The 14,405-nt window shown below is 73.0% G+C and carries 9 protein-coding genes; 7 read left to right on the forward strand and 2 right to left on the reverse strand.

Annotated features, from left to right (window positions below; genetic code table 11):
• The first annotated feature begins 76 nt into the window (after window positions 1–76).
• From ACWC91_RS13705 to ACWC91_RS13725, 5 genes are all read left to right on the forward strand, one after another.
• Window positions 77–2,314, forward strand: coding sequence for an MMPL family transporter (locus ACWC91_RS13705; RefSeq protein WP_450643460.1), 2,238 nt, complete (start codon window positions 77–79; stop codon window positions 2,312–2,314).
• Window positions 2,292–2,858, forward strand: coding sequence for a GNAT family N-acetyltransferase (locus ACWC91_RS13710; protein WP_225079588.1), 567 nt, complete (start codon window positions 2,292–2,294; stop codon window positions 2,856–2,858). Before ACWC91_RS13705 ends, ACWC91_RS13710 begins: the two co-directional genes overlap by 23 nt.
• Before the next feature lie 256 nt (window positions 2,859–3,114).
• On the forward strand, window positions 3,115–3,303 hold the full coding sequence (locus ACWC91_RS13715) for a hypothetical protein (protein ID WP_141358100.1): 189 nt from the start codon (window positions 3,115–3,117) through the stop codon (window positions 3,301–3,303).
• A gap of 125 nt (window positions 3,304–3,428) precedes the next feature.
• Window positions 3,429–6,482, forward strand: a complete 3,054-nt coding sequence (locus ACWC91_RS13720) for a helix-turn-helix transcriptional regulator (RefSeq protein WP_225079589.1) — start codon at window positions 3,429–3,431, stop codon at window positions 6,480–6,482.
• Window positions 6,483–6,510: 28 nt separating this feature from the next.
• Window positions 6,511–6,705 (forward strand): DUF6191 domain-containing protein, encoded by a 195-nt coding sequence (locus tag ACWC91_RS13725; RefSeq protein WP_141358096.1) that lies wholly within the window; start codon window positions 6,511–6,513, stop codon window positions 6,703–6,705.
• Between the two features lie 10 nt (window positions 6,706–6,715).
• Here ACWC91_RS13725 and ACWC91_RS13730 read toward each other — a convergent pair whose 3' ends face one another.
• Both ACWC91_RS13730 and ACWC91_RS13735 read right to left on the reverse strand, forming a co-directional pair.
• On the reverse strand, window positions 6,716–7,873 hold the full coding sequence (locus ACWC91_RS13730; RefSeq protein WP_225079590.1) for a PQQ-dependent sugar dehydrogenase: 1,158 nt from the start codon (window positions 7,871–7,873) through the stop codon (window positions 6,716–6,718).
• A 997-nt stretch (window positions 7,874–8,870) separates the two neighbouring features.
• Window positions 8,871–9,869 (reverse strand): aldo/keto reductase, encoded by a 999-nt coding sequence (locus tag ACWC91_RS13735; RefSeq protein ID WP_225079591.1) that lies wholly within the window; start codon window positions 9,867–9,869, stop codon window positions 8,871–8,873.
• Between the two features lie 78 nt (window positions 9,870–9,947).
• On the opposite strand from ACWC91_RS13735, the gene ACWC91_RS13740 reads away from it, so the two are divergent.
• Together ACWC91_RS13740 and ACWC91_RS13745 are read left to right on the forward strand one after the other, a co-directional pair.
• The gene (locus ACWC91_RS13740) at window positions 9,948–10,898 is read left to right on the forward strand and encodes a 2-hydroxyacid dehydrogenase (protein WP_225079592.1); all 951 of its coding nucleotides are present in this window, start codon (window positions 9,948–9,950) and stop codon (window positions 10,896–10,898) included.
• 381 nt (window positions 10,899–11,279) lie between these two features.
• Complete coding sequence (locus ACWC91_RS13745; protein WP_450643461.1) at window positions 11,280–14,399, forward strand: putative bifunctional diguanylate cyclase/phosphodiesterase; 3,120 nt, start codon at window positions 11,280–11,282, stop codon at window positions 14,397–14,399.
• The last annotated feature ends 6 nt before the right edge of the window (window positions 14,400–14,405 follow it).

Raw genomic sequence — 14,405 nt, forward strand, 5'->3', positions numbered from 1 at the left:
GCGTTCTTTGCGGGCTGTTCCGATCATGGACGTCTTTTCCCGGTCAAAGATCCACAAATCCCCTGGGAGCACGTTCGTGGCAGCCCTAGCGCGCTGGTGTGTCCGGCACCGCCTCGTCGTCGTACTGCTCTGGCTCCTTGCCTTCGGTGGGGTCACCGCGGCCGCCTCGGTCACCGGCTCCGCCTACTCCAACGACTACGAGGTCCCCGGCACCGACTCGGGACGCGCCACCCAGCTGCTCAAGGAGGGCTTCCCGGGACTCGGCGGAGACAGCGACACCGTCGTCTGGCACACCACGTCCGGCACGGTGCGCGCCCCGGACGTCGAGCAGACCATGACCCGCACCCTGGACAAGATCGCCGCCATGCCCCAGGTGGCGTCCGTGACCAGCCCCTACAAGGACCAGGACGTCCAGGGCTCCGACCAGATCAGCCCCGACGGGCACACCGCGTACGCCACGGTCACCTTCACCCGCCCCTCCCAGGACATCACCAAGCCCCAGGCCGAGGCCGTGGTCGAAGCGGCCAAGGCGGCCGAGACCGGCGGGCTCCAGGTGGAACTCGGCGGCAGCGCGATCAGCCTCACCGCGGCCTCCGGCGACCACACCGCCGAGATCGTCGGCGTGCTCGTCGCCGCCGGGGTGCTGCTCATCGCCTTCGGCTCGCTCGCCGCCGCCGTGCTGCCCATCGCCACCGCGCTGCTGAGCGTGGGCACCGCGCACGCCGCCATCGGACTCCTCGGCCACGCCATGACGGTCGCCGACTTCGCGCCCATGCTGGGCATGCTGATCGGACTCGGCGTCGGCATCGACTACGCGCTGTTCATCGTCACCCGGCACCGCCGCGGACTGAAACGCGGACTCAGCCCCACCGAGGCGGTCACGAACGCCGTCGCCACCACCGGACGAGCCGTCGTCTTCGCGGGTGCCACGGTGTGCATCGCCCTGCTCGGCATGCTCATCCTGCGGCTGGGCTTCCTCAACGGCGTGGCGGTCGCCGCCTCGCTGACCGTCGTCCTCACCGTCGCCGCCTCGGTGACCCTGCTGCCCGCGCTGCTGTCCTTCATCGGCCCGCGCGCCCTGAGCCGCCGCGAAAGGCGCCGTCTGGCCGAACACGGGCCCGAGCCCGAGGTGCCCACCGGGTTCGCCGCCCGCTGGTCGGCCTTCGTCGAACGCCACCCCAAGGCGCTCGGCCTCGTCGCCCTCGCCGTCGTCACCGTGCTGGCCCTGCCCACGTTCTCCCTCCACCTCGGCACCTCCGACCAGGGCAACGACCCCAGGACGGCGACCACCCGGAAGGCGTACGACCTCGTCGCCGAGGGCTTCGGGCCGGGCGTCAACGGGCCGCTCACCCTGGTGACCCGCGTGGAGGGGGCCGAGGGCAGGCTCGCCCTGGACAACCTCGACACCACCTTGCGCGCCACCGAGGGCGTCGTCGCGGTGACCCCGGTGACCTACAACTCCGGCGGCACCATGGCCTACCTCAACGTGGTCCCCGACTCCGCGCCGCAGTCCCAGCGCACCAGCGACCTCGTCCACCGGCTGCGCACCGACGTGCTGCCGCGCGCCGAGACCGGCACCACGCTCGACCTGCACGTCGGCGGGGTCACCGCCGGATACGACGACTTCGCCGGCGTGATCATCGGCAGACTGCCGCTGTTCGTCGGCGTGGTGGTCGGCCTCGGCTGCGTACTGCTGCTGCTCGCCTTCCGGTCCCTCGGCATACCGCTGAAGGCCGCCGCGATGAACATCGCCGCCGTCGCCGCCGCGTTCGGTGTCGTCGTCACGATCTTCCAGTGGGGCTGGGGCAGCGAGTTCCTCGGCCTCGGCCGGGAGGGACCGATCGAGCCCTTCCTGCCCGTGATCATGGTCTCGGTGCTCTTCGGGCTCTCCATGGACTACCAGGTCTTCCTGGTCAGCCGGATGTACGAGGAGTGGCTGGAGACCGGTGACAACCGGCGGGCGGTCCGCGTCGGGCTCGCCGAGACCAGCCGGGTGATCAACTCCGCCGCGGTCATCATGATCTCGGTCTTCCTCGCCTTCGTCCTCAGCGGCGACCGCGTGATCGCCATGTTCGGCATCGCGCTCGCCTCCGCCGTCGCCCTCGACGCCTTCGTGCTGCGTACGCTGCTCGTGCCCGCCCTGATGCACATGCTCGGCCGCGCCAACTGGTGGCTGCCGCGCCGGCTCGACCGCGTGCTGCCCCGGATCAGCATCGAGCCGCCCGAGTGCCGCGCGGCGCATGAGAGGCTCACGGACGTCGTGGACGCTCTGACGAAGGAGACGCAGCGGGATGTACGCGATACCTCTGGGTGACGAGGGAGCCGAACTGCGGCCCCTGGAGCCGTGGCACGCCGACGAGTTCCTCGCGCACCTGGAGCGGGGACGGGAGTTCGTCACGCGGCACATCCCGTTCGGCGCGAACGCCACGGACGTGGACTCCGCGCGAGCCGTCCTCCAGGCGTACGCCGACAAGCACGCCGCCGACAGCGGCTTCCTGCACGGGCTGTGGCTGGAGGGCGAGCTGGTCGGGGGACTGCTGTTCCGCGTCTTCGACACGGCCACCGGCACCTGCGAGATCGGCTGCTGGCTGGAGCCGGCCGGCACCGGGCGCGGACTCGTCACACGCGGGGCGCGGGTGCTCATCGACTGGGCGTTCGACGAGCGGGGCATGCACCGTGTGGAGTGGCACGCCTCCTCCGCCAACGAGCCGAGCATCAACGTGGCGCGACGGCTGGGGATGACCCGCGAGGGCGTCCTGCGCGAGAGGTTCCCCTACCGGGGCGTGCGCCAGGACATGGAGGTGTGGGCGGTGCTCGCCCCCGAGTGGCGTGAGGCACGCGCGCGCGACGGTCGTTGAGACGGCCGGGCGGGTTCGCCACCGTCCACGTGCCGCCGTCCCCCCGTGCCAGGTGAGGTTCCGGGCGGACCCTGGACCCGCCTTACCCGCGTCCACCGGTGCCTTACGGCCGCCCGGCGGCCCCCGCACACGCGCCTAAGGCACCCCGCGCGGGGAAGATGCGGAACTCTCCCGATGTGGCCGTACCCCCTGGGAGACGACAGTGGAGGCATCGCGGAAAGCGACGCCGAAACCCACCGCTCACCGGGGAGAGAACATGTTCCACTACGAACTGCACCAGCTGCGCTCCGCCGAACTCGGCCGCCGCGCCGAGCAGAACCGCCTGGTCCGCGAGGTCCTGCGCGCCCGCCGTGCCGCCCGTCGCTCGGCCGACGGGCGAACCGCCGAGGCGGAGCCCCATACCCACGGACCCCACCACCGGCGGCGGTTCGCCCGCGCGGCGTGAACACGGGCCGGCGCGATCCCGGCGGCGGGGACGGCCCCGGCTCCACGGGGGTGGGCCGGGACCTCCCGCAGGCCCGTTCGTCTGCCGTGGGGAAAACAGGTGCCGCCCTGTCGGACCCTCGTGCGATGCTCGGGCATGTGGAGACCAGGTCCGTCAGTCCGGTGTTCGTCGGCCGCGCCGACGAGTTGAGCACTCTGCACGACGCGCTCGCCCGCGCGGCCCGAGGAGAGCCGCAGGCCCTGCTGCTCGGCGGTGAGGCGGGCGTCGGCAAGACCCGCCTGATCGAGGAGTTCACCGGTGCCGCGCTTCGAGCCGGCGCCGTCGTGGCGCTCGGCGGCTGCGTGGAGATCGGCGCCGACGGACTGCCGTTCGCCCCCTTCTCCGCCGCCCTGCGCGCCCTGCGCCGCGAACTGCCCGGCGAACTCGCCGCGGCGGCCGCCGGGCAGGAGGAGGAACTCGCCCGGCTGCTGCCCGAACTCGGCGATCCGGCCCCCTCGCGAGGCACCGGCCGGCACGACGAGGAGGGCATGGCCCGCCTCTTCGAACTCACCGCCCGCCTGCTGGAGCGCGTCGCCGCCGACCACACGGTCGTCGTCGCCCTGGAGGACCTGCACTGGGCCGACGCCTCCACCCGGCACCTGCTCGCCTACCTCCTGCGCACCCTGCGCACCGGCCGCCTCGTCGTTCTGGCCACCTACCGGTCCGACGACATCCACCGCCGCCACCCGCTACGGCCCCTGCTCGCCGAACTCGACCGGCTGCGCACGGTCCGCCGTCTCGAACTCGCCCGCTTCACCCGGCAGGAGGCGGGCCGTCAGATCGCCGGCATCCTCGCCACCGAACCGGACCCGGTCCAGGTCGACGAGATCTTCGAACGCTCCGACGGCAACGCCTTCTTCGTCGAGGAACTCGCCGTCGCCGCCCACGAGGGCTGCCGCACCAGCCTCAGCGACTCCCTGCGCGACCTGCTGCTCGTCCGGGTCGAGACGTTGCCCGAGCCCGCCCAGCGGATCGCCAGGATCGCCGCCGAGGGCGGGTCCACCGTCGAGCACCGGCTGCTCGCGGCCGTGGCCCGGCTCACCGAGGACGACCTCATCGAGGCGCTGCGGGGCGCCGTGAACGCCAACATCCTCATCGCCGCCCCCACCGGCGACGGCTACCGCTTCCGGCACTCCCTGGTGCGCGAGGCCGTCAGCGACGACCTGCTGCCCGGCGAGCGCTCCCGCCTCAACCGCCGCTACGCCGAGGCTCTGGAGGCCGACCCGACCCTCGTCCCCGCCGACCAGCGCGTCATGCGGCTGGCCAGCTACTGGTACCACGCCCACGACCCGGCCAAGGCCCTGCCCGCCGTCCTCGACGGCTCCGTCGCGGCCCGCGCCCGGCACGCCTACAGCGAGCAACTGAGGCTGCTGGAACGGGCGATGGAACTGTGGGACGCCGCGCCCCAGGACGTACGCTCCCGGCTGCGTCCCGTCGACTACACCGAGACGTACTCCCCGTGCGGCTGCGACCCGGCGACCACCCCGCTGACCTACCTCGACCTGCTGGCCGAGGCCGCCGTGGCCGGCCGCTTCTGCGGGGAGCGGGACCGCTCCATGAAGATCATCAAGCGGGCGCTGCGTCTCCTGGAGGACGAGAACGACCCTCTGCGGGCCGCCTGGTTCTGGGTCCAGCGCTCCTGGCTGGTCCAGGCGAAGGCCCACGGCGACGGCTGGCGGGAACTGGGCACCGCGCAGGAGCTGGTGCGCGGGCTGCCGCCGTCCGAGGTGCACGCCGAGGTGCTGGCCAACGTCGCCAACTGGTCCATGGTGCACGTGCCGGGGCCCGACGCCTTCTCCGCCGCCGAACGGGCAGTGGAGTACGCGCGCATGGTCGGCGCCTGCGAGATCGAGATGACCGCGCGGCTCACCCTCGGCAGCCTCATGGTCCAGGCCGGCGACGTCGAGGCGGGCCTCGCCGAGATGTACGAGGTCAACAAACGCACCGTCGGCGACGGCATCGCCGCCGTCGCCGGCCGCTCCTACGTCAACCTGCCCTCCGAGCTGGAGTCCGTCGGCCGCTCCCGCGAGGCCGTGCCGCTGATGGAGGAAGGGATCGCCTTCACCCGGCGTTTCGGCCTGCTGAACAGCGAGGCGTGGGTGTGGGGCAACCTCGCCGAGTCGCTGTTCACCCTGGGGCGCTGGGAGGAGGCCGCCGAGGCGGCGTCCCAGTTCCGGCGCGCCGAGCAGAGCGCCAAGCCGCGCGGTTTCCACGCCCGGATCCGCGCCGAACTCGCCCTCGAACGCGGAGAACTCGCCGAGGCGTCCGAGCAACTGGCCAATGCCCGCGAGCACTTCGGCCCTCACGACTACGCACCCCAGTACTCCCTGCCGCTCGCCCGCATCGCGCTCGGGGTCGCTGCGGGCGAGGGCCGCCTGCTGGACGCCCGCGCCGAACTCGAACGCGTCCTGGACGACGGCTTCCCGCCAGGCACCCAGCGCTACGGCTGGCCGCTGCTGCTCACCGCCGCCACGGAGGAGACCCGCGCGGCAGGGCTGCCCGCCGCCGGCCCCGGACGCGCCGAGACCTTGCGGCGCATCCGCGGCGCCGCCAAGACGCTGGCCACCAACGTGCCCGTCTGGCAGGCGTACGAACGCTGGGTGCGCGCCGAACTGCTGCGCGCCGAGGGCCGCGGCTGCCCGGAGGAGTGGGTAGAGATCGTCGCCGCCTTCGAGACGCTGGAACGCCCCTACGACCTCGCCCGCGTGCGCTTCCGCCTCGCCGAGGCCCTGCTCGGCACCGACGAGGGCTCGCGGGACCGGGCCACCGAACTGCTGCGCCTGGCGCACGCCGTCGCCGAGCACCTGCGCGCCCGCCCGCTCGCCGACTCCGTCGCCCTGCTGGCCCGCCGCGCCCGCCTCGCCCTGACCGGCGCCCCGCAGCAGCCCTCCGCTTCCGCCGATCCGGTCGAGTCCCTGGGCCTGACCAGCCGGGAACGCGATGTCCTGCGACTGGTCTCGGCCGGCCGCACCAACCGCCGGATAGCCGAGGAACTCTTCATCTCGCCGAAGACGGCCAGCGTCCATGTCTCGAACATCCTGGCCAAGATGGGTGTTTCGGGCCGCGGAGAGGCGGCGGCTCTGGCCCACAGGCTGGGCCTGTTCCCACCGGGGGCCGAGGACCGGCCGGCCGCGGGATGACCGGAAGACGCCGACCGGGAGGGAAGCCGTGTTCAACGTTTTCGAGGAACTGTTCGCGCCCGGCCGCAAGCACACCCGGGACGAACAGAACCGGCTGGAGCTGACCCGGGAGGACGTCGGGGACAACGATCCCGGGCGCGGGCCGATCGATCTCGCCTCCGGAAAGGTCGTCGTACGGCCGCCCGAACCTCCCGCGGAGGAAGCCGGAACCGGGCGGGAGTGAGGTCCGGGGGCTACTTCACCTCCAGTTCCAGGATCCGGTCGTCGCCCTTCTTCGGAGTGCCCCGGCCGTCGGTGTTGCTGGTGACCAGCCAGAGCTTGTCGCCGCCCGCCGAGACCACCGTGCGCAGGCGGCCGTAGGTGCCGGTGAGGAACGCCTGGGGGGCCGCCGAGAGCTTGGTGCCGCTCAAGGGGATGCGCCACAGGCGCTGCCCCCTCAGGCCCGCCATCCAGATGGACCCCTTGGCGTAGGCGATGCCGCTGGGGGAGGCCACGTCCGTGTGCCACTGGGTTACCGGGTTGTGGAACCTCGGGTCGTTCGTCCTGCCCTCCGCGTCCGGCCAGCCGTAGTTGTCGCCCGGTTTGATCGCGTTCAGCTCGTCCCAGGTGTCCTGGCCGAACTCGGAGGCGAACAGACGCTGCTTGTCGTCCCAGGCCAGGCCCTGCACATTGCGGTGGCCGTACGAGTACACGGGGGAGCCGGGGTACGGGTTGCCCGGGGCGGGCTGGCCGTCGGGGGTCAGCCGCAGGATCTTGCCGGCCAGGGACTTCCTGTCCTGGGCCAGGCCGCGGTCACCGGTCTCGCCCGTGCCCGCGTACAGCATCCTGTCGGGGCCGAAGGCAATCCGGCCGCCGTTGTGGATGAGCCCCTTGGGGATGCCCTTGAAGATCGTGTCGGGTGCGCCCAGTTGCATACCGGCCGGCTTCTTGTCGTCGTACAGCATCCGGACGATGCGGTTGTCCGAGGCCGAGGTGAAGTAGGCGTAGATCATGTGGTCGGAGGCGTAGTCGGGGGACAGCGCGATGCCCAGCAGGCCGCCCTCGCCCTCCGGGGAGACCCCCGACACCCTGCCCAGTTCGGTCTTCTGCCCCGTCTTCTCGTCGACCCGCGTGATCGTCGCCTTGTCGCGGGAGGAGACGAGGAGACCACCGCCGGGGATCGGGGCCAGTCCCCAGGGGCTGTTCAGGCCCTCCGCGACCGTGCGCAGCACCTTCACCGCGCCCTTGGCCGGCGGCGCGGTCTCCGTGGGTGCCTGCCCGGAGGGCGAGGCCACCGCTGTCGTACGGCCGGGCGCGATGCCGTCCCCACCGGCCGACGCGCCCCCGGAGGAGCAGCCGGCCGTCAGCAGCAGGGCGGCGGCCAGCACGCCCGTCACAGCTCGACGTTGCACGATCTTGGTCCCTTCGACGCGGCGGGTTCTACCTGTCTTACACCGCCCGCACCTCCCAGGTTCCCGATCACCCGAATCCAACGCGGGCCCCGAATCCACCGCCGACGCGAAACCGTCACCCTGCCCCTGTCCGGCGAGCGGAGGGCGCGGTGTTATGCCCCCCCCGCCTGGGCCGAGCGGCTCACCACGGCCCGCGACTGGGAGATGCGGGCCGCGGGCCTCCGACCACGCCATGGCACCGCGCGGAGCCGCGAGATGGGGCCCACCGGCCGCCGTCCCTCCACTGACCACCGCGCACGCCCCGAGCGAGAACCGGCTCCGGACACCTGACGCCCCGCCCTGACAGCAACTCCCGACGCGGCCGGCGCCGCGCGGCGTACGGTGCTGCCACAGGCAGGCGGGCGCGTGTTGGTGTCCGGCGTGATGGCGGATGCGGGCCTGGTTTTCGGGTCTGGTGCTGCCGGGTGTGCGGTGGCCCAGAGGGAGGCGGGCTCGCGTGTTGGTGTCCGGCGTGGTGGTGGGTGGGGGCCTGGCCTTCGGCGCCGGTGCTGCCGGGTGTGCGGTGAGGCAGAGGTATGTGCGCGCGCTGGTGCCCGGCGTGGCGGCGAGCGTCGGTCAGGTCTCGAGACCGGCGCACCCGGCCCAGGCATCCGGCCCGAGCCTCCCGACCAGGCATCCGACCCAGGCTCCTGGGTCGGGTCTCCGGCCCGGCTCCCTGAGCTGGCTCTCCGGCCCGAGTCCCCGGGCCGGGCCCTTGCGGCAGGTTTCCGGGCTCTGGGGAGGCCGGTGCCGCAGGTGTGCGGTGCCGCGCACACGCGGGTGCTCCAGTGCGGGTCAGGCCTCCGGGTCGCGCTTCCCGGACCGGGCGTCCGGGATAGGCCTCCAGCCCAAGCCCCCGGCCCAGGTCCCCGGCCCAGGCATTCGGCCCAGGCATTCGGGCGAGGCCCCCGGCCCGAGCCCCCGGCCAAGGCCGGTCGCGTTCCAGGCGTGGCCTGGCTCAGTCCCACGAGCCCTGGGCCGCGGGCAGGCGGCTCAGTTCCGTCAGGTCCTCGGACGTCAGGCGCAGCTCCGCCGCACCCGCGTTCTCCGTCACCCACCGCTCCTGCTTGGTGCCGGGTACCGGGATCACGTGGCGGCCCTGGGCCAGTACCCAGGCCAGCGCCGCCTGGGCGGGTGTGACGTTCTCGCCGTGCCGGGCGGCCGTCCGCCGCAGGCCGGCCACGATCGGCTGGTTCGCGGCCATCATCTCGGCGGTGAAACGGGGGTGCCGGGCCCGTAGGTCGTCCGGCTCGAACCCCTGGCCGGGGGTGAGGGTGCCGGTCAGGAAGCCGTTGCCCAGCGGCATCGCCGCCAGGAAGCCGATCCCGCGCTCCGCGCACCACGGCAGCAACGACTCCAGCGCCTCCGGCGACCACACCGACAGCTCCGCCTGCACCGCGCTGACCGGGAAGACCTGCTGCACCCGCTCCAGCTGGCGGATCGTTCCGTCGTGCAGCCGCGCACCGGAGCGGCGCCGGCCTCGCGCACCCACCGCGCACAGGCCGAGCGCCCGCACCTTCCCGGCCCGCACGAGCTCCGCCATCGCCCCCCAGGTCTCCTCGACCGGGACCTCCGGGTCGGCGCGGTGCAGCTGGTAGAGGTCGATCACGTCCGTCTGGAGGCGTCTGAGCGAGGCGTCGCACGCCCGCCGCACATAGCCGGGACGCCCGTTGGCCACGATGTGCTGCTCGCCCACCAGCAGACCGACCTTCGTCGAGACGAAGGCGTCGGACCGCCGTTCCTTCAGCACCCGCCCCAGCAGCAGCTCGTTGGTGAACGGGCCGTACATGTCGGCCGTGTCCAGGAGTACCGAGCCCAGGTCCAGCGCCCGGTGCACGGCCCTGAGCGACTCCGTTCCCCGCTGCCGCGACGCGCTGTACGCCCAGCTCATCGGCATGCACCCCAGTCCTACGGCCCCCACCGCGAGTGCCGCCGCGCCGATCGTCCTGCGCTCCACTTGGCCGTAACCCTCCCTCTCTCAGGGCCCACCAACCTAACCTCTGGCCGCCCGTGCCCCTGGCATAGCCTCCTGAGCATGACTGCTGACGTATGGCTGCCCATTCCGCCGGACGAGATCGCGGGGCTTCCGCAGGGGCCCACCTACCGATTCTGGGACGGAGCCGAGGAGTTCCCCGCGGACCCCGCCGACTGCGCCTTCTACGTCGTGCCGTACATGAAGCCCGGCGGTGTCGGTCTGCGCCCGATGCCCCGGATGAGTTCGGTACGGGTCGTGCAGACGCTGTCCGCCGGCACCGACCACGTGGAGCCGGGCCTGCGGCACCTGCCGCCAGGCGTACGGCTGTGCAACGCGCGCGGGGTGCACGAGGCGAGTACCAGCGAGCTCGCCCTGACGCTCATCCTGGCCTCGCTGCGCGGCATCCCCGACTTCGTCCGGGCCCAGGACCGCGGCGAGTGGGGCGGCGGCTTCCGTCCCGCCCTCGCCGACAAGAACGTCCTCATCGTCGGCTACGGCTCGATCGGGGCCGCCATCGAGGACCGGCTCGTGCCCTTCGAGGTCGCGCGGGTGGCGCGCGTGGCGCGCTCCGCGCGCACCACGGAGCGCGGCCCGGTGCATCCGCTCACCGATCTTCACTCCCTGCTTCCGCAGGCCGATGTCGTCGTCCTGTCCACGCCCTTGACGGAGGCCACGCTCGGACTGGTGGACGCGGACTTCCTGGCACGGATGAAGGACGGCGCGCTGCTGGTGAACGTCGCGCGCGGCGGCGTGGTCGACACCAAGGCGCTGCTCGCCGAGGTGGACAGCGGCCGCCTCACCGCCGCCCTCGACGTCACCGACCCCGAGCCGCTGCCCCCGGGCCACCCCCTGTGGCACGCGCCGGGCGTGCTGATCAGCCCCCATGTCGGCGGCCCCACATCCGCCTTCATGCCGCGCGCCAAGCGGCTTCTGACGGATCAGTTGCGCCGTTTCGTGAACCAGGAGCCGCTCGCCAACGTGGTCCTCACGACGGGCACAGCAAGCGCCTAGTCCGTTTCGGGTACGGTCCGCGACCCTACGAACGCGCTCCGTACCCGCATCTGCGCTGGTCGTCACGGAGCGTAGAGAAGCTATGTCCCTGAGTGACGAGACTGGTGTATCGTCCCGACAGGGGCTGCGCCGCGCACCGTTCGGCGCCGGGGACGGACATTTCAAACTGCGAGGGGGGCGACGGGCGATGCACGGCCTATGGACGAACGATCCGACGCGGCGGGGCCGCCACCGGCGGCCCTGGCGCACGGCCGCGCGCAGACGCGGCCACCGCAGTCATCACAGCCATCACCACCACAGGCTCGGCGGTCGCCGGAGGCACGCCCACCCGGCGCACCGGAAGCCGGGGGGCCCGGCCGCACGGACCGCGAGGCGGCCCCGGTGAGCCCGCCACCGCCCGCCATGACCGCGTTCGACGGCGCCCTGCGGACGCCGTCCCCGCCGGGGGCGCTGCTGCCCCGGCCGCCGGCCGCCGACGGCCGTTCGAGACTGGCGCCGCAGCTCCTGCTGGCCCTGCTGTGCGCGGGGTACGCCATCGGTGCCGCGTTCGGCTGGGGTTCCAGCGAGGTCGCGTTGTTCATGGGCGACTTCGGGCTGAGCGCCGCGGCCGGCACCGCCGCCGTCTCGTGCGCGCTGTACGCACGCGGCCGCCACGTCCGCTTTCGAACCGCCTGGCTGCTGTTCGCCCTCTCCTCGGCGATGGCTGCCCTGGGCAACTCGGTCTGGGGGTGGTACGAAGTCGTCCTCGGCACGTCCGTGCCCAGTCCCAGTTACGCCGACCTGTTCTTCGTGTGCTTCGCGCCACCGGCGATCGTCGGTCTGCTCGTGCTCGCCAAGCGGCCGGTGAACAGGGCCGGGTGGGTGTGCCTGGCACTGGACGCGTGGCTGATCGGGGGCTCGCTGCTCACGTTGTCCTGGAGCCTCGCACTCGCCCAGGCGGCCAGGTTCGACGGGCCGAGCGTCGCGCAGACCGCGCTCTCGCTGGCGTACCCGCTGCTGGACATCGCCCTGGTCTCCATGGTGCTCGCGCTGCACTTCCGGTGCTCCCCGATCAACCGCACCGCGGTGAACACGGCGATCGGGGCACTCGCCCTGACCGTGCTGTGCGACGCCCTGTTCACCTCGCCGCTGGTGCACAACAACTACCGCTCGGGGCAACTGCTCGACGCCGGCTGGTTCGCCGGCTCCCTGCTCCTGGCGTACGCCCCGTGGGCGGCGCCCCGCCCGGGGCTGCCGGCCGCCGAGCAGTCCGACACGCACCCGTACCGGGCGGCGCCGTATCCGGCGGAGGGACACCAGTTGGACGGGCGTGAGCCGGACCCGCGCTCCGCCGACGGGCACGCGCGCGTGGCCGACGCCTACGGGCACATCCCCGAAGACCACGGCCGCGTACTGGACGACCACGTGCCCGGGCGGCAACCCGCCGTGGGCCCCGCGCACGGCGGGCCGCCCGCGCAGGGCGCGGACCACGACCGGTACCCGTCCGGCCGCCCCCTCGCCGGCTCCCTCGCCGCCCTCACTCCGTACCTCGCCGCCGCCGTGTGCACGCTGGGGGTCCTGTACAACGCGCTCAACGGCCACAGCGTCGACCGCGTGGTGCTGATCAGCGCCGGCGCCGTCGTGCTGGTGCTCGTCGTGCGCCAGGGCATCGTGCTGCGCGACAACATCGCGCTCACCCAGGAGCTGGCCCAGAAGGAGAACCACTTCCGCTCCCTGGTGCAGGGCTCCAGCGACGTCATCATGATCGCCGCGCCCAACGGGATCCTGCGGTACGTCTCCCCGGCCGCCGCCGGGGTGTACGGGCGGCCGGCGGACGAACTGGTCGGGACCGAACTGGCCGGGCTCATCCACCCGGAGGACCTGGGCTGCGTGGTGCACGAGGTGCGCCGTTTCCTGGTCGCCAGCGCGCGCCAAGAGCCCACTACGCGCATCGAGTGCCGCTTCCGCTCCGGCGACGGCGGCTGGCTCAACGTGGAGTCGACCGTCAACCGCCACCACGGCGGCCTCATCTTCAACAGCAGGGACGTGACCGAGAGGGTGCGCCTGCAGGCGCAGCTCCAGCACAACGCCGAGCACGACCCGCTCACCGACCTGCCCAACCGGGCGCTGTTCACCAAGCGCGTCCAGCAGGCCCTGTCCGGCCGCCGCTCGACCGACCACGGCACGGCCGTGCTCTTCATCGACCTCGACGGCTTCAAGGCCGTCAACGACACGATCGGGCACCAGGCCGGGGACGAGCTGCTCGTCCAGGCCGCCCGCAGACTCCAGGAGGCGGTACGGCACGGCGACACCGCCTCCAGACTCGGCGGCGACGAGTTCGCGGCCCTGATCGTCGGGGACGGCACCCGCGACCGCACCGCCCGTGAACGGCACATCCTGGAGCTCGCCGACCGCCTCAGGGTGACGCTGTCGCAGCCGTACCTCATCGACGGCAACGAGGTGCGCGTGGCCGCCTCCATCGGTGTGGCCTTCGCCGAACAGGGTCTCGGCGCGGGGGAGTTGCTGCGCAACGCCGACCTCGCCATGTACCGCGCCAAGGCGGCGGGCAAGGGCCGGGTCGAGCTGTACAAGCCACAGATGCAGCAGGACGTCGTCCGCAGGGCGGAGCTGGCCACCCGGCTCAGAAACGCCCTGCACGAGGGCGAGTTCACCCTGCTGCACCAGCCGGTGGTCCGCCTGGACGACGGCCGGATCACCTCGGTCGCGGCCCAGGCGCGCTGGCGGTCCTCGCAGGGCGTGCACTTCACGCCCGCCGAGTTCCTGAGGGTGGCCGAGGACGGCGACAGGACGTCCGAACTGGGCCGCTGGCTGCTGGAGGAGGCCGTCGCGCAGGCCGCCGAGCGCGCCGCGGCCGGCCCGAACGTGTCCGTGGCGGTCCGGATGGGCGCCCGCCGTCTGGTGGACCGCTCGCTGCCGCCCGGCTCCGTGGAGGCCCTTCTGACCCGGCACGGGCTGCCGTCCGGCGCCCTGGTGATCGAGCTGTCCGACACCGACCCGCGGGTGCCGCTGGACGAGCTGGAGCGGCGTCTGGCCGCGCTGCGGCGGCTCGGTGTGCGCATCGCGCTGGACGGCTTCGGCGGCGGCCACGGGGCCGTCACGGCCCTCCGGAGGCTCCCCGTCGACGTGCTGAAACTCGACCGCAGCCTGGTCGAGGGCGTCGTCGAGTCCGCCCGGCTGCACAAGATCACCAGTGGTCTGCTCCGGATCGCCGCCGATCTCGGGCTCCGGTCCGTGGCCGACGGCGTGGACCTGCCGGAGCAGGTCGTGGCCCTGCGCGCGATGGGCTGCACCCACGGGCAGGGCATGGCGTTCTCCGGCCCGCTGGACGAGTACCGGCTGCGCCGGGCGCTCACCTCCGGCCGCTACCCGGTGCCGCACGGTCCGGCCGAACCGGTGTTCGCCGGAGGAAGCGCCGGGGCCTACACCGCGGCGGCGCCCGTCGTCTTCGGAGGCGGGACGGCCCTCCGCTCACATAATGAGACTCCTGTCCCACCCACTTGACACCGG

This window comes from Streptomyces sp. NPDC001204, assembly GCF_053598035.1.